General features: G+C 70.5%; 18 protein-coding genes. 12 read left to right on the top strand and 6 right to left on the bottom strand.

The genetic code is table 11. The features are described from left to right. Window positions 1-4 precede the first annotated feature (4 nt). Entirely contained in the window at window positions 5-808 is an 804-nt protein-coding gene (locus AU196_RS03010; RefSeq protein ID WP_059093611.1) for a sugar phosphate isomerase/epimerase family protein, read from the top strand. Then, complete coding sequence (locus AU196_RS03005; protein ID WP_059093610.1) at window positions 808-2,016, top strand: DUF1214 domain-containing protein; 1,209 nt, start codon at window positions 808-810, stop codon at window positions 2,014-2,016. Before AU196_RS03010 ends, AU196_RS03005 begins: the two co-directional genes overlap by 1 nt. Window positions 2,017-2,020: 4 nt before the next feature. On the opposite strand, the gene gatB is transcribed toward AU196_RS03005, so the two are convergent. Continuing rightward, window positions 2,021-3,526: an Asp-tRNA(Asn)/Glu-tRNA(Gln) amidotransferase subunit GatB gene (gene gatB, locus AU196_RS03000; protein ID WP_059093609.1), complete on the bottom strand. Its 1,506-nt coding sequence runs from the start codon at window positions 3,524-3,526 to the stop codon at window positions 2,021-2,023. 174 nt (window positions 3,527-3,700) lie between these two features. Between gatB and AU196_RS02995 the strand changes: the two genes are divergently transcribed. After that, window positions 3,701-4,426 carry a cutinase family protein gene (locus tag AU196_RS02995; protein ID WP_059093608.1) on the top strand — a complete coding sequence of 242 codons (726 nt, stop codon included), beginning with the start codon at window positions 3,701-3,703 and terminating at the stop codon, window positions 4,424-4,426. On the opposite strand, the gene AU196_RS02990 is transcribed toward AU196_RS02995, so the two are convergent. The 3 genes from AU196_RS02990 to gatC form a co-directional block, all read right to left on the bottom strand. Beyond that, entirely contained in the window at window positions 4,396-5,427 is a 1,032-nt protein-coding gene (locus tag AU196_RS02990; protein ID WP_059093607.1) for an ATP-dependent 6-phosphofructokinase, read from the bottom strand. The genes AU196_RS02995 and AU196_RS02990 overlap by 31 nt on opposite strands. An 88-nt stretch (window positions 5,428-5,515) precedes the next feature. Continuing rightward, a complete protein-coding gene (gene gatA, locus AU196_RS02985; protein WP_059093606.1) occupies window positions 5,516-7,003 on the bottom strand; it encodes an Asp-tRNA(Asn)/Glu-tRNA(Gln) amidotransferase subunit GatA in 1,488 nt (495 codons plus the stop codon). Next, window positions 7,000-7,299 carry an Asp-tRNA(Asn)/Glu-tRNA(Gln) amidotransferase subunit GatC gene (gatC, locus tag AU196_RS02980; RefSeq protein WP_059093718.1) on the bottom strand — a complete coding sequence of 100 codons (300 nt, stop codon included), beginning with the start codon at window positions 7,297-7,299 and terminating at the stop codon, window positions 7,000-7,002. Before gatC ends, gatA begins: the two co-directional genes overlap by 4 nt. A gap of 61 nt (window positions 7,300-7,360) precedes the next feature. On the opposite strand from gatC, the gene AU196_RS02975 reads away from it, so the two are divergent. Continuing rightward, window positions 7,361-8,026: an ACT domain-containing protein gene (locus tag AU196_RS02975; RefSeq protein WP_197415688.1), complete on the top strand. Its 666-nt coding sequence runs from the start codon at window positions 7,361-7,363 to the stop codon at window positions 8,024-8,026. A 6-nt stretch (window positions 8,027-8,032) separates the two neighbouring features. Here AU196_RS02975 and AU196_RS02970 read toward each other — a convergent pair whose 3' ends face one another. Beyond that, complete coding sequence (locus tag AU196_RS02970) at window positions 8,033-8,287, bottom strand: metallothionein (protein WP_059093605.1); 255 nt, start codon at window positions 8,285-8,287, stop codon at window positions 8,033-8,035. A gap of 141 nt (window positions 8,288-8,428) precedes the next feature. Here AU196_RS02970 and AU196_RS02965 point away from each other — a divergent pair, with 141 nt between their 5' ends. The 6 genes from AU196_RS02965 to AU196_RS02940 all read left to right on the top strand — a co-directional run bounded on the left by AU196_RS02965 (window position 8,429) and on the right by AU196_RS02940 (window position 12,695). Further along, entirely contained in the window at window positions 8,429-9,010 is a 582-nt protein-coding gene (locus AU196_RS02965) for a hemerythrin domain-containing protein (RefSeq protein WP_059093604.1), read from the top strand. A 94-nt stretch (window positions 9,011-9,104) separates the two neighbouring features. After that, the gene (locus AU196_RS02960) at window positions 9,105-9,716 is read left to right on the top strand and encodes a DUF4178 domain-containing protein (protein WP_059093603.1); all 612 of its coding nucleotides are present in this window, start codon (window positions 9,105-9,107) and stop codon (window positions 9,714-9,716) included. A 9-nt stretch (window positions 9,717-9,725) separates the two neighbouring features. Further along, complete coding sequence (locus AU196_RS02955) at window positions 9,726-10,229, top strand: DUF2617 family protein (RefSeq protein WP_059093602.1); 504 nt, start codon at window positions 9,726-9,728, stop codon at window positions 10,227-10,229. After that, window positions 10,226-10,657 carry a DUF4247 domain-containing protein gene (locus tag AU196_RS02950; protein ID WP_059093716.1) on the top strand — a complete coding sequence of 144 codons (432 nt, stop codon included), beginning with the start codon at window positions 10,226-10,228 and terminating at the stop codon, window positions 10,655-10,657. The genes AU196_RS02955 and AU196_RS02950 overlap by 4 nt, the downstream gene beginning before the upstream one ends. Before the next feature lie 23 nt (window positions 10,658-10,680). Next, window positions 10,681-11,136: a DUF350 domain-containing protein gene (locus tag AU196_RS02945; RefSeq protein ID WP_059093715.1), complete on the top strand. Its 456-nt coding sequence runs from the start codon at window positions 10,681-10,683 to the stop codon at window positions 11,134-11,136. Then, window positions 11,133-12,695, top strand: a complete 1,563-nt coding sequence (locus AU196_RS02940; RefSeq protein WP_059093601.1) for a polyamine aminopropyltransferase — start codon at window positions 11,133-11,135, stop codon at window positions 12,693-12,695. The genes AU196_RS02945 and AU196_RS02940 overlap by 4 nt, the downstream gene beginning before the upstream one ends. Here the strand turns inward: AU196_RS02940 and ligA are convergent. Next, window positions 12,692-14,797 carry an NAD-dependent DNA ligase LigA gene (gene ligA / locus AU196_RS02935; protein ID WP_059093600.1) on the bottom strand — a complete coding sequence of 702 codons (2,106 nt, stop codon included), beginning with the start codon at window positions 14,795-14,797 and terminating at the stop codon, window positions 12,692-12,694. The two genes, AU196_RS02940 and ligA, sit on opposite strands and share 4 nt — an antisense overlap. Window positions 14,798-14,871: 74 nt before the next feature. Here ligA and AU196_RS02930 point away from each other — a divergent pair, with 74 nt between their 5' ends. Together AU196_RS02930 and AU196_RS02925 are read left to right on the top strand one after the other, a co-directional pair. Next, window positions 14,872-15,252: an MmcQ/YjbR family DNA-binding protein gene (locus AU196_RS02930; RefSeq protein WP_059093714.1), complete on the top strand. Its 381-nt coding sequence runs from the start codon at window positions 14,872-14,874 to the stop codon at window positions 15,250-15,252. A 37-nt stretch (window positions 15,253-15,289) separates the two neighbouring features. Further along, window positions 15,290-16,897 (top strand): 4-coumarate--CoA ligase family protein, encoded by a 1,608-nt coding sequence (locus AU196_RS02925; protein WP_059093599.1) that lies wholly within the window; start codon window positions 15,290-15,292, stop codon window positions 16,895-16,897. Window positions 16,898-16,924: the final 27 nt, after the last annotated feature.

Raw genomic sequence — 16,924 nt, 5'->3', positions numbered from 1 at the left:
GTCGATGCACGACCGGTTGTCGGTGCACAGCGTCACGTTCCACGGCGACCCGCTCGCCGAACTCCACGACCGGTGGAGCCAGCTGGGCCTGACGCGGTTGAGCCTCATCGACACCCAGTTGTCCGACCCCGCGCTGACCCCGCTGCTCGCGACGCACGGGTACCGGATCGACGCGGTCTACCACCTGTTCGGCGCGGGCCGGGTCCCCGCCACGGGTGAGGAGTGCCGGGCCGCCCGCGATGCGCTCGACAGGCTCGTCGACGCCGCGGCCGGGCTGGGGACGCGCATGATCTACATGCTCACCGGCGGACGGGGGGCGATGTCGTGGCGGCACGCCGCGGACCGGTTCTGCGCGGCCGTCGCGCCCTGCGCGGAGCGCGCACGCCAAGCCGGTGTGGCGCTGGCGATCGAGAACGCGTCGAGCCTCTACGCCGACCTCCACATCGCCCACTCACTGCGTGACACCATCACGCTCGCCGAGATGGCCGGCGTCGGGATCTGCATCGACCTCTTCCACTGCTGGGCCGAAGCCGACCTGCCCGACCTGGTCGACCGGGCACTGCCCCGTACGGAGCTCGTCCAGCTCAGCGACTACGTGCTCGGTGACCGCTCGCTGCCCGCCAGGGCGGTTCCCGGCGACGGGGCCATCCCCGTCGAGCCGTTCGTCGACCAGGTGCTCGCCGGCGGGTACGCACACGGCTTCGACCTCGAACTCATCGGTCCGCGGATCGAGGCGGAGGGGCGCGCGGCCGCGGCGCGCCGGGCGTGTGTCCACGTCGGGGCGCTGCTCGACCGGTTGGGCACCTGATGGCCCTCGGCGACGGACCCGACGACGCCGCACTGAACGCGGCCTGGGCGACGTTCTGCGACCGGCTCGAGGCCGCGGGTGCGCAGGCGTTCAAGGACCACAACGCCACCTCGGGGGCGCAGCGCGTCGACGCGCTGCGGTTCCTCACCCAGAACCTGGGACAGGCGTTCGACCTGGCGCTCGAGACCGCCGACACCCGGTATCCGGTCGTGCACGCCTTCAATACCCCGTTGCGCAAGCTGGGCGGCGATTGCGCGGACTTCACCTACCACCAGGCCTGGATCGACGGCACGAACACCTACCGCATCACCGGCAACCGCGGTGACGCACCGTTTTTCAACGTCACCGTCCAGGGCCCGCGGGGTTCGGGACCCGGGGTGCTGCACGAACCGTTCGGGGACGTCCCCGAGGCCAACCTGTCCGGCACGGCCCTCACCACAGGTCCCGGCGGCGACGTCGAGGTCTACATCGGTGGGCCCAAGCGGGGACCGAACTGGCTGCCGACCACGCCGGGGTCTCGAAAGGTGTTCATCCGCCAGGGATTCGACCGGTGGGACGAACGGCCGGCCGAACTGCGCATCGAACGGGTCGACATGGCCTCACCGCGGCCCTTGCCCACTCCCGCCGACATGGTGGCCGCGATCGACTGGGCGGGAGATTTCGTCACCGGCGTGATGGGCGACTGGCCCGAGTTCCCGTTCACCCACGGCGGCGTCGACGCCGCCCGGCCCAACCGGTTCCCCGCCGTCGACGCCGCCACCGGCGACGACAAGCGTGGCCGCGCGGCGGCGAACATGTACTGGGAGCTCGCCGCCGACGAGGCGCTGATCATCGAGTTCGACGCGCACGACGGCCTCTGGTCGTTCACGAACATGGGCGTGTTCTTCAACAGCATGGACTACCTGTACCGCCCGGTGAGTTACACCCCGAGCAGGACGGTGACCGACGGCGACGGGCGGGTCCGCATCGTGCTGGGCCACGACGACCCGGGCTGTCACAACTGGCTCGACACCCAGGGATTCAGCCGCGGCAACGTCACCTACCGGCACATGCTCGGCGGCCGGCCCGCCGTGCTGCACACCCGCCGGGTGCCCAGGGCCGAGCTGACCGACGCGCTGCCGCCGGACACCGCGACCGTCACTCCCGAGCAGCGCACCGCCCAGATGTGGGCGCGGTTCAACGGAATACGGCTGCGGCACCGGATGTGAGCGGTCAGCTGCAGGCGGCGAGGACCAGCTCCCGCACGCGCGCCGCGTCGGCCTGACCCTTGGTGGCCTTCATCACGGCGCCGACGATCGCGCCCGCGGCCTGCACCTTGCCGCCGCGGATCTTCTCGACGATGCCGGGGTTGGCGGCCAGCGCCTCGTCGTCGGCGGCCTGCAGCGCCGAATCGTCGCGGACCACCTCCAACCCGCGGTCGGCCATCACCTGCGCAGGCTCACCCTCGCCGGCGAGCACCCCTTCGACGACCTGACGGGCCAGCTTGTTCGAGAGCTTGCCGTCCTCGACCAGCTTCACCACCGCGGCCACCTGCGCCGGCGTGATCGGCAGCGCGTCGAGTTCCACTCCGGATTCGTTGGCCTTCTGCACCAGGAAGTTGCCCCACCAGGCGCGGGCCGCCTCGCTGGACGCGCCCTGCTCGACGGTGGCGGCGACGAGCTCGATCGCACCGTTGTTGACCAGGTCGCGCATCACCTCGTCGGAGATCCCCCACTCCTGCTGGATGCGGTTGCGGCGCAGCCACGGAAGCTCGGGCAGGCTCTGACGCAGGCGCTCGACGACCTCGGCGTCCGGGGCGACCGGTTCGAGATCCGGTTCCGGGAAGTAGCGGTAGTCCTCGGCGGTCTCCTTGCTGCGACCGGGCGAGGTGTACCCGTCCTCGTGGAAGTGCCGGGTCTCCTGGTGCACCTGACCGCCCGCGGTGAGAACCGCTGCCTGACGGCGCATCTCGTATCGCACCGCCACCTCGACGCTCTTGAGCGAGTTGACGTTCTTCGTCTCGGTCCGCGTGCCGAACTCGGCCTGCCCGCTCGGTTTGAGCGACACGTTCGCATCGCACCGCATCGACCCCTGATCCATGCGCACGTCGGAGACGTCGAGCGCGCGCAGCAGATCACGCAGTGCGGTGACGTAGGCGCGGGCGATCTCCGGCGCCCGGGCGCCTGCGCCCTCGATCGGCCTGGTGACGATCTCGATCAGCGGCACCCCGGCCCGGTTGTAGTCGGCCAGCGAATTGGTCGCCCCGGCGATCCGGCCGGTGTCGCTGCCCAGGTGGGTCAGCTTGCCGGTGTCCTCCTCCATGTGCGCGCGCTCGATCTCCACGCGCCACGTGCCGCCGTCGTCGAGGGGCACGTCGAGATACCCGTTGATCGCGATCGGCTCGTCGTACTGCGAGATCTGGTAGTTCTTCGGCTGGTCGGGATAGAAGTAGTTCTTCCGGGCGAACCGGCACCACGGCACGATCTCGCAGTTCAGGGCCAAGCCGATGCGGATCGCCGACTCGACGGCCTGCTGGTTGAGCACGGGCAGCGACCCGGGCAGGCCGAGGCATACCGGGCACACCTGCGTGTTGGGTTCGGCGCCGAAGGCGTTGGCGCAGCCGCAGAACATCTTGGTCGCCGTCGAGAGCTCGACGTGCACCTCCATGCCCATCACCGGTTCGAAGCGGGTCACCACGTCGTCGTAGTCGAGCAGTTCTGCCGCCGATGTCACCGTCATGGCCCCGATCCTAGTTGCGGCGTCCCGGCCCGCGACGAAGCCCGGAAGCGACGCAGACGACACCGCGGCGCCCAGGGTGACGAAGCTCCCACCGCGCGGCGGTGGCGCCTGGTCGCACCAGTTAATAAGGGGAGCTAAAGTGTCGTGCCAAGATCAACGGATCGGGGTCAGGGGATGATGATCAGTCGGATCTGGAGCAGGGTGATCGCCGCGGCGGCGGTGGGGTCGGCGACGCTGGCCGGCGGGGCACTCGGGGTGCCCGCGGCGGGCGCCGCACCGTGCCCTGACGTGGAGGTCATCTTCGCGCGCGGCACCACCGAGGCGCCCGGCGTGGGATGGGCCGGTCAGGAGTTCGTCGAGGCGTTGCAGACCCGGTTGGGCGGCCGGTCGGTGCGGGTCCATCCGGTGGCCTACCCGGCGAGCCCGGACTGGCCGCGCGCCGCGGACGGGGTGGTCGACACCAGCAACCGCATCCGCGACATCGTGGCCACCTGCCCCGACACCAGGATGGTGCTCGGCGGGTACTCCCAGGGTGCAGCGGTCATGGGTTATGTGACGGCCGACCGGATTCCGCCCGGGTACATCCCCCCGGCCGGCATCACGGGGCCGATGGCGCCCGAGATCGCCGACCACGTGGCCGCCGTCGTCCTGTTCGGCGCGCCGTCGACCCGGTTTCTCGACGCGATCGGCGCACCGCCCATCGCGATCGGCTCGCTGTATGCGGACAAGACGCTGCGCCAGTGCATCCCCGACGATCCGGTGTGCACCTCGGACGGCGGAAACCTGTTCGCGCACAGCCAATACGGTGCCAACGGCCTGATCGACGAGGCCGCCGCCTTCGCCGCCGACCGGCTCGGCGACGCCGACGCTCAGCCGAAGAACTCCGCGGCGTCGTCGTAGCGGGTCTGCGGCACCAGCTTGAGGTGGCGTGTCGCGTCGGCCAACGAGACCCGGCCGATCTCCTGGCCGCGCAGCGACACCATCATCCCGTACTCACCGGCGTGTGCGGCGTCGGCGGCGTTGACGCCGAACCGGGTCGCCAGCACCCGGTCGAAGGGGGTGGGTGTCCCGCCGCGCTGCACGTGGCCGAGCACCGTGACCCGGACGTCGCGGTTGACCCGTTTCTCGACCTCGATGGCCAACTGCTGGGCCACACCGGTGAACTTCTCGTGGCCGAACTCGTCCATCCCGCCCTGCCGTAACTGCATGGTGCCCTCGGCGGGTTTGGCCCCCTCGGCGACCACGCAGATGAAGTGCGAATCCCCGCGGACGAACCGCTGTTTGACCAGCCGGCACACCTCTTCGACGTCGAAGGGCTGTTCGGGGATCAGGGTCATGTGCGCACCGGATGCCAGCCCCGCGTTGAGCGCGATCCAGCCGGCGTGGCGGCCCATCACCTCGACCAGCATCACCCGCTGATGCGATTCGGCGGTGGAGTGCAGCCGGTCGATCGCCTCGCTGGCCACCGTCAGCGCGGTGTCGTGGCCGAAAGTGACGTCGGTGCAATCGATGTCGTTGTCGATGGTCTTCGGGACCCCGACCACCGGCACGTTCTCCTCGGACAGCCAGTGCGCGGCGGTCAAGGTGCCCTCGCCGCCGATCGGGATCAGCACGTCGATGCCGTTGTCGTCGAGCGTCTGCTTGATCTGGTCGAGGCCGGCGCGCAGCTTCTCCGGGTGCACCCGCGCGGTGCCCAGCATGGTGCCGCCCTTGGCGAGCAGCCGGTCGTTGCGATCGTCGTTGCGCAGCTGGATCCGGCGGTTCTCCAGCAGACCCCGCCAGCCGTCCTGGAAACCGACGACCGAGGAGCCGTAGCGGACGTCGCAGGTACGGACCACGGCCCGGATCACCGCGTTGAGGCCGGGACAGTCACCGCCGCCGGTGAGAACTCCTATGCGCATGGCTCCATTCTCCCTGTGGCTCCCGCCGAGCGCACGGTTGTTCGCGGCTCGACTCGGCGTCGGCGTCCACCAACCGTGCGGTCGGCGCCTACAACGCGGTGGGCAGCGGGCCGCGGGCCGCCTCGTAGGCCGCACCCACCCGGTACAGCCGGTCGTCGGCCAGGGCGGGCGCCATGATCTGCAGGCCCACCGGGAGGTTGTCGTCCGGGGACAGGCCCGAGGGCACCGACATCCCGCAGTGCCCGGCGAGATTCAGCGGCAGCGTGCACAGGTCGAACAGGTACATCGCCAGCGGGTCGTCGACCTTCTCCCCGATCGGGAAGGCCGTAGAAGGAGTGGTCGGGGTGACGAGCACGTCGACCTTCTCATACGCCGCGTCGAGGTCACCGGCGATCAGGGTGCGGACCTTCTGCGCCTGGTTGTAGTAGGCGTCGTAGTACCCGGCCGACAGCGCGTAGGTGCCGATCATGATGCGGCGCTTGACTTCTGGCCCGAAGCCGGCGGCCCGGGTCAGCGCCATCACCTCTTCGGCGCTGCGGGTGCCGTCGTCACCGACGCGCAGACCGAACCGCATCGCGTCGAAGCGGGCGAGGTTGGACGACACCTCCGACGGCAGGATCAGGTAGTAGGCCGCCAGCGAATGGTCGAAGTTCGGGCAGTCCACCTCGGTGACGTCGGCGCCGAGAGCGGTGAGTTGCTCGACCGCCGCGGTGAACGACGACAGCACACCGGGTTGGTAACCCTCGCCGCGCAACTGTTTGACCACGCCGATCCGCACACCGCTCAGGTCGCCGGACGCCCCCGCGCGGGCGGCGGCGACGACATCCGGCACCTCGGCGGGCACCGACGTGGAATCCCTGGGGTCGTGGCCGGCGATCACCTGGTGCAGCAGCGCGGTGTCGATCACCGTGCGCGCGCACGGCCCACCCTGGTCCAGCGACGACGCGCAGGCGATCAAGCCGTACCGCGACACGGTGCCGTAGGTGGGCTTCACCCCGACGGTGGCGGTCAGCGCCGCGGGCTGACGGATCGAGCCACCGGTGTCGGTACCGATGGCCAGCGGCGCCTGGAACGCCGCCAGCGCCGCCGCGCTCCCGCCGCCGGATCCGCCGGGCACCCGCTCGACGTCCCACGGATTGCGGGTAGGCCCGTACGCGGAGTTCTCGGTCGAGCTGCCCATGGCGAACTCGTCCATGTTGGTCTTGCCGAGGATCGGCAACCCCGCTGCGCGCAACCGCACGGTGACGGTGGCGTCGTAGGGGGACCGCCAGCCCTCGAGGATCTTCGACCCGCAGGTCGTCGGCATGTCGGTCGTGGTGAACACGTCTTTCAGCGCGACCGGCACCCCCGCCAGCGGCGACGGGAGACGCTCACCGGCGGCCACCGCGGCGTCGATGCGGGCGGCTTCGGCGAGCGCCTCGTCGGCGGCCACGTGCAGGAACGCGTGGTAACGCTCGTCGGTCTCGGCGATCTGGTCCAGGCACGCCTGGGTGAGTTCGGTCGACGAGATCTCCTTGGCGGCGATGCGCCCGGCCAACGTGGCGGCGTCCTCGCGGATCAGGTCGCTGCTCGTCATTCGGGCTCCCCCAGGATGCGCGGGACGGCGAAACGTCCGTCGACGGCTTTCGGCGCGGCGTCGAGCGCCTGGTCCTGGGCGAGGCCGGGAACCACCGCGTCGGGACGCATGACGTTGACGTCGGTCAGCGGATTGCCGGTCGGCCGCACACCGGTGACGTCGACGGACTGGATGGTGCTGACGTGGCCCAGGATGGCGTCCAACTGGCCGGCGAAGCTGTCGAGTTCATCGTCGCTCAGCGCCAGGCGGGCCAGTCGGGCCAGGTGGGCCACCTCGTCTCGGGAGATCTGTGACACGACCACGAAGCCTAGTCGGGCGGCCTTTCGTGAGTCGCTTCGGGAAGCGGTCCATGCGAAAGTGGTCGCCGTGCCTTCCTATCTGCTGCGAGTACAGGTCGAGGACCGGCCCGGCCGGCTCGGCTCACTCGCCGTGGCTCTCGGGTCGGTGGGCGCCGACATCCTGTCGCTCGACGTCGTCGAGCGGGTCGCCGGTTACGCGATCGACGATCTCGTGGTCGACCTGCCCGCAGGGACGATGCCCGACCGGGTGATCACCGCGGCCGAAAGCCTCACCGGCGTCTACGTCGACACCATCCGCCCGCACACCGGGCTGCTCGAAGCCCACCGCGAGCTCGAATTGATCGACCACATCGCCGCGGCGCCCAGGGCACACAAGCTGCAGGTGCTCGCCGACGAGTCGCCGCGGATCCTGCGCGTCGGCTGGTGCACGGTCGTGCGCGCCACCGGGTCCGGCCTACAGCGCGTCGTCGGGAGCCACGGCGCCCCGGAAACGCAAGCCGAGAGCGCGCCGTGGCTGCCTCTGGCACACGCCGAGGCACTCGACGCCACCGCCGAATGGGTGCCCCGGGTTTGGCGCGACATGGACACCACGCTGGCGGCGGCGCCGCTGGGCGACCACCACACCGCGGTGGTGCTGGGCCGTCCGGGCGGACCGGCCTTCCGGCCGTCGGAAGTCGCGCGGCTCGGCTATCTCGCAGGCATCGTCACCACGATCCTGCGGTAGCGGCGCTCAGCCGCTCGCCGGGACCGGGTAGCGGTCGTTGACGTCGGCGTTGGTGTCCTTGCGGGCGCAGTGGGCGCAGCAGAAGATCGCCTCTTCCGTCTCGATCCCGTGGCCGAGGATCCGACATCCGCAGTGCGCGCATTCGGGTGCCAACTGGACCGCCGCGCACTCGATGCTGTCGAACGTCGCGCTGCGTCCGTCGGCCCACGTCACGGTGAACGCCTTGTCGTAGTGGTTGCCGCAGGTGTCGCAGGTCGCCATGAAGTCCTCCCTGTTGTCTTCGTGACCCGAGGGGTTCCCAAGGGGTCGACCGCCAAACCCGCCACACCGTTTCGCGCTTGCACGCCAGGGGTATTGGACCGATCGGCGCCCAGCCCACTGCGCCGACCCGTTTCCACCGACATGCGGAGGTTTCCTCGCGTGGCTCAGAAGCCCATCAACACCGGTCAGGACGTCGTCGACTACCTCGAGGCGCAACACCAAGCGATCCGCCAGTTGTTCGCCGAGACGCTCGACGCGGCCGACGCCGACACCAAGCGCGAGAAGTTCACCCGGCTGCGCACCATGCTGGCGGTCCACGAGACGGCCGAGGAGATGATGGTGCACCCGCGGGCGCGTCGCAAGATCGAGGGGGCGGGCGCGGTCGTCGACGCGCGCCTCGCCGAGGAGCACGACTCGAAGGTTGCACTGAGCGAACTCGAGAAGCTCGACATCGACACCGCGGAGTTCAGCAAGGGGTTGATTCATCTCCAGGCGGCCGTCCTCGAGCACGCCGAAAAGGAAGAGGCCGAGGAGTTCCCGCTTCTCACCGAGCATCTCGACACCGAGGAGCTCGAGCGTCTCGCCGTCGCGGTCCAGGTCGGCGCGCGCATCGCGCCGACCCACCCGCACGCCGGCGTCGAATCGGCAACCGCGAACTTCGCGCTCGGCCCGTTCGCCTCGCTGATCGACCGGGCGCGCGACGCGCTGCGCGGCGCCGCCTGACCCGCCGTCCACCCGGATTCGCGCCGAGCCTTCCGGCCGGCGGCTGTTACGGTCGACTTAAGACCGACGACTCCGCCGTCCGGAAGGCTTCTGCGTGGGAACGTTCCTGATCGTGCTGGCCATCGCGCTGTTCGCCGGCGCGATCATCGCCCTCGTCTTGGCCGTGCGGCGCTCGAAGAAGCCGAAGCCGGCACCCCAGCAGCGCACTGATCCGCTGCGGTTCTCGATGCCGCAGGAGTTCGGACCCCGCCAACTCGGGCCCGGCGCCATCGTCAGCTACGGCGGCGTCGATCTCGTCGTCCGGGGTTCGGTGACCCTGCGCCAGGGTCCGTTCGTCTGGTGGGAACACCTGCTCGAGGGCGGCGACGAACCGGTCTGGTTCAGCGTCGAGGAGGACGAGGGACGCCTCGAGCTCGCCATGTGGACCCGTCGCCCCGATCTGCAGCTGCAGCCGGGGGGATCTCATGTCGTCGACGGCATCGGGTTCGTCGAGGTCGAACACGGCCGCGCCTCCTACACCACCGAGGGCACCACCGGCCTGCCGCCCGGTGGCGACATGGAGTTCGTCGACTACGCCGACAACACCGGCGACACCCTGCTGGGATTCGAACGCTGGGCGCCCGAGATGCCGTGGGAGATCTCGCTGGGGCGCACGGTGCGCGCCGGCGAGCTCACCGTCTACCCGGCTCCCCCGGCCGGCTCCTAGGGCAGCACCTTGCCGTTCCACCAACTCGCCGTGGCGCCCGCCGACGTCGACGGCGCCGCCCTCGGGCTGGCCCTCGACGCGCCCGCCCCGTCACCGCTGGCCAGCATCCGGCTGCCGCATCGCCGCGGCGGCGCACTGGTCCTCGGTGTGCTCGGCGCCTCACACATCGTGACCGTCGAGCATCCCGCGGGCCGGTTCAGCGAAGAGGTGTCGTGTTCGGCCCACGCGCACGGCCGCGCGCTGCCCGGCCGTCACCACGCCCCGGGTTACCGCTTCGATTCGGAGACGACGGTCTGTGGCGCAAGGCGATTCGCGGCGTTGGCGACCCGGCTGCACGAGCGCTGCCTGACCGATGAGAACACCCTGGGTGGCCGCTTCCCCGGCGACGACGCCGCGCTGACCGTCCTGCAGGCGCACCCCGACGGCCCCGGCTGGCGGTGGCGGACGTGGCATCTCTACCCCGGTCTCTCTGGCGGCACCGTCGTCCACACGTCGAGCCGGTGGCGCCCGTGACCCGCACCGGCCTGTTCACGCTGTCCGGCGCCCTCGCCGTCGGCGGGGTCATCTGCCTTCTGCTCGGAATGTCGTTGATGGGCGGCAACATCCGTGATCACGTCGCCACGAACTACTCGCGGTACGCCGGTGACACGGACGGCACGGACTACACCTGCAGCGGATCGCCGAGCGCGGTGGCCGACGAGCTGGCCGCCCAGGTCCCGCCCGAGGCCCGCACGACCGACCGCGGAACGACGTACCTGCGCTACGACGACGAGATCGTCATCGTCGGTCCGGACGGCACCCGCCCCTGCACCATCCGCGTCGAGGAACTCGGCGCCCGCTACAGCTCGGGCGGATTCATCTTCCTCGGGCCCGGCTTCTTCCCCGGCTCACCGTCCGGTGGGTCCGGTGGCAGCCCCGGCGGTCCCGGCGGTTCGAAGTGACACCCCTCACGAAGGAGCATCCGATGTACCTGGCCGTCGAATTCGGCACCATCAGCGGTGAGAGCCTCACCCAGAACGTGGTGGCGGCGATCCTGTACTTCGTGGTCGGCGCGCTGGTCCTGGCGGCCGGGTTCGGCCTGATGGACCTGCTGACACCCGGCAGCCTGCGCCACCTGGTGTTCGTCGAATACCGACCCAACGCGGTGGCGGTCGCCTCCGGGATGTACGCGGCGCTGGCCATCGTGGTGGTGTCGGCGATCATCGCCAGTTCGAACGAGCTCGGTCAGGGGCTCGTCGACGCCGCCGTGTACGGCATCGTCGGGGTCCTGCTGCAGGGGGTGGCGCTCGTGGTGCTCGAGCTGGCGGTGCCCGGGCGCTTCCGCGACCTGATCGAGGCCGAACGCCTGCACCCCTCGGCGATCGCGACCGCGGTGGTGCTGCTGGCGGTGGGAGGGGTGAACGCCGCCGCGTTGTCATGACGACGACCGAACCCGCGCCCGCCGACCCGGCGACCATCCGGCCGTCGACGCGGTGGCGGGCGCTGCTGCTGGCGGCCGTCGCCGCCTGCGCCGCCTGCGGTCTGGTGTACGAATTGGCGTTGCTGACCCTGTCGTCCAGCATGCACGGCGGCGGCATCGTCGCGACCTCGCTGATCGTCGCCGGCTATGTCGCGGCGCTCGGGGCCGGTGCGCTGGCGGTCAAACCCCTGCTGGGACATGCGGCGATCACGTTCGTCGCCGTCGAGACGCTGCTCGGGGTCATCGGCGGGCTGTCCGCCGCTGCGCTCTACGTCACGTTCGCGTTCATCGGCGGGTCGACGTGGGTGCTGGTGGTGGGCACGGCGCTGATCGGCGGACTGGTCGGCGCCGAGGTGCCGCTGCTGATGACGCTGCTGCAGCGGGGGCGTACCGCCGGCGCCGCCGACAGCGGCCGGGTGCTGGCCAACCTCAATGCCGCCGACTATTTCGGCGCGCTCGTCGGCGGGCTGCTGTGGCCGTTCCTGCTGCTCCCCCACCTCGGGATGATCCGCGGCGCCGCCGCGACCGGGGTCATCAATCTGGTCGCGGCCGCCGTCGTCGCGGGGTTCCTGTTGCGCCACATCGTCTCCGGCCGGCAGCTCGCCGTGGCGCTGGGTGCGCTGACCGCCGCGCTGCTGTTGTTGGTGACGCTGCTGATCCGTGCCGACGGCATCCAGACCATTACGCGCCAACGGCTCTACAACGATCCGATCGTGGCGTTCGCGCGCTCGCCGTACCAGGAGATCGTCGTGACGAAACGCGGCGACGACATGCGCCTGTACCTCGACGGTGGCCTGCAGTTCTCGACCCGTGACGAGTTCCGGTACACCGAGAGCCTGGTCTACCCGGCGCTCGGGCAGGGCGCCCGCTCAGCGCTGATCCTCGGCGGCGGAGACGGGCTGGCGGCCCGCGAGTTGTTGCGCCACAACAGGATCGAGCGCATCACGCAGGTGGAATTGGACCCCGCGGTGATCGACCTGGCCCGCACGACGCTGCGCGGGACCAATCGCGGCGCCCTCGACGATCCGCGGGTCACCGTCGTCGTCGACGATGCGATGACGTGGTTGCGCACCGTCGACCGAACGTTCGACGCGGTGATCGTCGACCTGCCCGACCCGGACAACCCGGTGCTGGGCCGGCTCTACTCGACGGAGTTCTACACGCTGGTCACCCGCGCGATCGCGCCCGGTGGGCTGATGGTGGTGCAGGCCGGCAGCCCGTACTCGACGCCGACGGCGTTCTGGCGCACGGTGTCGACGATCGAGTCCGCGGGTTTCGCGGTCACGCCGTATCACGTGCACGTACCCACCTTCGGCGACTGGGGTTTCGCGCTGGCCCGCCGCGGCCCGATCCCGCCGGCGCCGACCGTGCCCGGTGACGTTGCGCCGCTGCGGTTCCTGAACCAGGAGGTGCTCGACGCCGCCACGGTGTTCTCCGCCGACGTCGCCCGGCAACCGCTGGAGCCGTCGACGCTGGAACACCCGCGGATCGTCGACGACATCCGCAAGGGATACCGCTAGTCCGCCGGCTGCTCGGGGCCGTTCTCGAGCAGGCGGCGGAAGCCGTCCTCGTCGAGGACGGGCACACCGAGTTCGACGGCCTTGTCGTACTTGGATCCGGGCGAGTCGCCGGCGACCACATACGCGGTCTTCTTGGAGACCGACCCGGCGGCCTTACCGCCGCGGGCGATGATCGCCTCCTTGGCCCCGTCGCGCGAGAACCCGGCCAGCGACCCGGTCACCACGATCGACAGTCCTTCGAGCGTGCGGGCGATGCTCGCGTCGCGTTCGTCGGCCATCCGCACGCCCGCGGCGCGCCACTTCTCGACGATCGCACGGTGCCAGTCGACGCCGAACCACTCCTTCGCGGCCGCGGCGATCGTCGGGCCCACACCCTCGACCGCGGCGAGCTGCTCCTCGGTGGCCTCGATGATCGCGTCGAGGCTGCCGAACTCGGTGGCCAGCGCCCGCGCCGCCGTCGGCCCGACGTGGCGGATCGACAACGCGACCAGCACCCGCCACAGCGGCTGGGCCTTGGCCTTGCCGAGGTTGGCCAGCAGCCGTCTGCCGTTGGCCGACACCGCGCCGCCCTTGGTGGTGAACAGCTCGGTGCGCAGCAGATCGTCCTCGGTGAGCGTGAACAGGTCGCCCTCGTCGGTGATGACGCCGGCCTGCAGCAGCGCGATGCCCGCCTCGTACCCGAGGCCCTCGATGTCGAACGCGCCGCGGCCCGCGACGTGGAACACCCGCTCCCGCAACTGTGCCGGGCAGGTGCGCGCATTCGGGCAGCGGATGTCGGCGTCGCCCTCCTTGGCGGGGGCGAGTTCGGTGCCGCACTCCGGGCAGTGCGTCGGCATCACGAACTCGCGTTCGGAGCCGTCGCGCAGATCGACCACCGGGCCGAGCACCTCGGGGATGACGTCACCGGCCTTGCGGATCACGACCGTGTCGCCGATCAGCACACCCTTGCGCTTGACCTCCGATGCGTTGTGCAACGTCGCCAGCCCGACGGTGGACCCGGCGACCTTCACCGGCTCCATGTACGCGAACGGGGTCACGCGACCCGTGCGGCCCACGTTGACCCGGATGTCGAGCAGCTTGGTCTGCGCCTCCTCGGGCGGATACTTGTACGCCACCGCCCACCGCGGCGCGCGTGACGTCGCGCCGAGGCGCCGCTGCAGCGCGATCTGGTCCAGCTTGACGACCACACCGTCGATCTCGTGTTCGATGTCGTGGCGGTGCTCGCCCCAGTAGGCGATGCGCTCCTGCACCGCGTCGATGCCCTGCACGCGGGCGGTGTGGTCGGACACCGGCAGGCCCCAGGCACGCAGCGCGACGTAGGCCTCGTGCAGGCTGTCGGGGCTGAACCCCTCGGTGTGGCCGATGCCGTGGCACACCATCCGCAGCGGGCGGCGCGCGGTGACGGCGGGGTTCTTCTGGCGCAGGGAGCCGGCGGCGCTGTTGCGGGGGTTGGCGAACGGCGGTTTACCCTCGGCGACCAGGCCCGCGTTGAGCGCCTCGAAGTCGGCGACCCGGAAGAACACCTCGCCGCGGACCTCGAGCACCGCCGGGTGGGGGAACTCGTCGGAGTCGGCCAGCCGTTCGGGCACGTCGTCGAGGGTGCGGGCGTTGAGCGTGACATCCTCGCCGACCCTGCCATCACCGCGCGTCGCGGCGCGTTCCAGCCGCCCGTCGCGGTACACCAGCGCCAGCGCCAGGCCGTCGACCTTCAACTCGCACAGATAGGCCGCGTCGTCGCCGACCTCGGCGCGGACCCGGGTCGCCCAGGCGGTCAGCTCGTCGACGTTGAAGACGTCGTCGAGGCTCAGCATCCGCTCCAGGTGCTCGGCGGAGGTGAAGTCGGTGGCGAACCCGGCCCCGCCGACCAGCTGGGTCGGCGAATCCGGGGTGCGCAGCTCGGGGTGCGCCGCCTCCAGCGCCTCGAGTTGGCCGAAGAGCTTGTCGAATTCGGCGTCGGAGACGATCGGCGCGTCCCGCACGTAGTAGCGGAACTGGTGGTCGCGGACCTCGTCGGCGAGCGCCTGCCAGCGGTGGCGCAGTTCGGCCTCGGCTTCGGTGGCCTGCTCCTGCGGCTCGGCATCCGGGGTCGACTTCGCGCTCACCCCCGAAGGCTATCGAAGCACCCTGACAACTTGCCGGGACAGGCCCTAGCCTGGCGGTTGTGCCGCATCCGATCATGTTCCGCGACGACGATTTCGGGCTCGCCGAGTTGCGCAGCATCGCACTCGGCTATCCGGAGGCCTACGAGAAGGTCTCACACGGACGCCCGTGCTTCTTCGTGTCGAAGATGTTCACGATGTACGGCGGCAGCACCAAGGAGACCGGGTCGATGACCACCGTCTCCCACTGCGTCCTGGTCAAGGTCGACGAGTCCGAACGCGAGGCGCTGGCCGCCGACGACCGCTTCTTCCTGCCCGCGTATCTGGGCCCCTCCGGCTGGCTGGGTCTCGACTTCGACCGGGCCGACGTGGACTGGGACGAGGTACGCGAACTCGTCGACGCCTCGTTCCGGTTGGTGGCGCCACGCCGGTTGGTCGAGCAACTCGACGGACTCTGACCGCGCGGGGCGCCGGTCGTGGTTCGATCGGGACACCATGAGTTTCGCCAGCCCGTACCCCGCCGTCCAGATCCCCACGACCAGCGTCTACGACTACTTGTTCAGCGACCTCGACGACACCGACGCCGCGCGGGTCGCCCTGATCGACACCCGCTCCGGCGACCAGATGACCTACGGCGAGATGCTCGCCCGCATCGACGCCTTCGCCGGCGCGCTCGCCGACCGCGGCGTCGGGGTCGGCGACGTCGTCGGGTTGCTCGCCCCCAACAGCTCGGCGTTCGCGATCGCCTTCCACGGCATCCTGCGCGCCGGCGCGACGGCCACCACGATCAATGCGCTGTTCACCGCGAAGGATGTCGCCAAGCAGCTGGCGGACTCGCAGGCCACGATGCTCGTCACCGTGACGCCGCTGCTGGCCCACGCCGCCGAGGGCGCCGCCGCGGTGGGGCTCGCCGACGACCGCGTCATCGTGCTCGACGGTCCCGCGGTGGCCGCCGACGGGCACCCCAACGCCGCCGACCTGCTCGGGCCCGGGTTCGCGCCGCCGGAGGTGAGTTTCGACCCGGCCACCCACCTGGCGGTGCTGCCCTACAGCTCGGGCACGACCGGCAACCCCAAGGGCGTCATGCTCACCCACCGCAACCTGACGGCCAACGTCGCGCAGATCCGGCCGGTGCAGGGCATGACCGCCGACGACCGGATCCTGGCCGTGCTGCCGTTCTTCCACATCTACGGGATGACGGTGCTGCTCAACGCCGCACTCCACGCCCGGGCGGCGCTGGTCATCATGCCGAGCTTCGATCTCACCGAGTTCCTCGCCAACATCGCCGACCACAAGTGCACGTACGCGTTCATCGCGCCGCCGGTCGCGGTGGCGCTGGCCAAGCACCCGTTGATCGACGAGTACGACCTCTCCTCGCTGCAGGGCATCATGTCCGGCGCCGCGCCGCTCGACGCGGATCTCGGCCAGGCCGTCGCCGAGCGGCTGGGGTGTGCGGTGGTGCAGGGATACGGGATGAGCGAGCTGAGCCCGGTCAGCCACGTCACACCGTTCGACGGCGGCGTGGAGATGGTCGGTACGGCGGCGCCGCTGGCGTCGAGCGGATGGACCGTGCCGAACTCGGAGAGCCGGCTCACCGATCCCGAGACGGGCGCCGAGATCGACATTGCGCCAAGCGGTCTGAGCCGCACCGGTGAGCTGTGGTTCCGCGGCCCGAACGTGATGGCCGGTTACCTCAACAACGACGAGGCCACCCGCGAGACCATCGACGACGACGGCTGGTTGCACACCGGCGACCTGGCCCAGGTGGACGAGCACGGCTGCGTGTACATCGTCGACCGGCTCAAGGAGCTGATCAAGTACAAGGGCTACCAGGTTCCGCCCGCCGAACTCGAGGCGGTGCTGCTCTCCCACGATGCGGTCGCCGACGTGGCGGTGATCGGCGTCGTCGACACCGAATCCGGCGAAGAGGTGCCCAAGGCGTTCGTGGTGCGCCAGCCGGGGGCGTCGTTGACCGAGGCCGAGGTGATGGAGTTCGTCGCGGGTCAGGTGGCGCCGTACAAGAAGGTGCGCAAGGTGGAGTTCATCGAGGCGATCCCGAAGTCGGCATCGGGCAAGATCCTGCGAAAAGATCTGCGTAGGTGATGAGTTGACTCTGCGCCCACGGCGTTG

Origin of the sequence: Mycobacterium sp. IS-1742 (assembly GCF_001500125.1) — a bacterium.
Classification (GTDB): domain Bacteria; phylum Actinomycetota; class Actinomycetes; order Mycobacteriales; family Mycobacteriaceae; genus Mycobacterium.
Note: the sequence above shows the minus strand (reverse complement) of the source record. Positions and strands in the feature narration are given on the sequence as shown.

Coding starts and splice junctions, on each gene's coding strand:
- AU196_RS03010 (WP_059093611.1), top strand. CDS start 5: ATGCACGACCGGTTGTCGGTGCACAGCGTCACGTTCCACGGCGACCCG.
- AU196_RS03005 (WP_059093610.1), top strand. CDS start 808: ATGGCCCTCGGCGACGGACCCGACGACGCCGCACTGAACGCGGCCTGG.
- gatB (WP_059093609.1), bottom strand. CDS start 3,526: ATGACGGTGACATCGGCGGCAGAACTGCTCGACTACGACGACGTGGTG.
- AU196_RS02995 (WP_059093608.1), top strand. CDS start 3,701: ATGATGATCAGTCGGATCTGGAGCAGGGTGATCGCCGCGGCGGCGGTG.
- AU196_RS02990 (WP_059093607.1), bottom strand. CDS start 5,427: ATGCGCATAGGAGTTCTCACCGGCGGCGGTGACTGTCCCGGCCTCAAC.
- gatA (WP_059093606.1), bottom strand. CDS start 7,003: ATGACGAGCAGCGACCTGATCCGCGAGGACGCCGCCACGTTGGCCGGG.
- AU196_RS02970 (WP_059093605.1), bottom strand. CDS start 8,287: ATGGCGACCTGCGACACCTGCGGCAACCACTACGACAAGGCGTTCACC.
- AU196_RS02965 (WP_059093604.1), top strand. CDS start 8,429: ATGCGGAGGTTTCCTCGCGTGGCTCAGAAGCCCATCAACACCGGTCAG.
- AU196_RS02945 (WP_059093715.1), top strand. CDS start 10,681: ATGTACCTGGCCGTCGAATTCGGCACCATCAGCGGTGAGAGCCTCACC.
- AU196_RS02940 (WP_059093601.1), top strand. CDS start 11,133: ATGACGACGACCGAACCCGCGCCCGCCGACCCGGCGACCATCCGGCCG.
- AU196_RS02930 (WP_059093714.1), top strand. CDS start 14,872: ATGTTCCGCGACGACGATTTCGGGCTCGCCGAGTTGCGCAGCATCGCA.
- AU196_RS02925 (WP_059093599.1), top strand. CDS start 15,290: ATGAGTTTCGCCAGCCCGTACCCCGCCGTCCAGATCCCCACGACCAGC.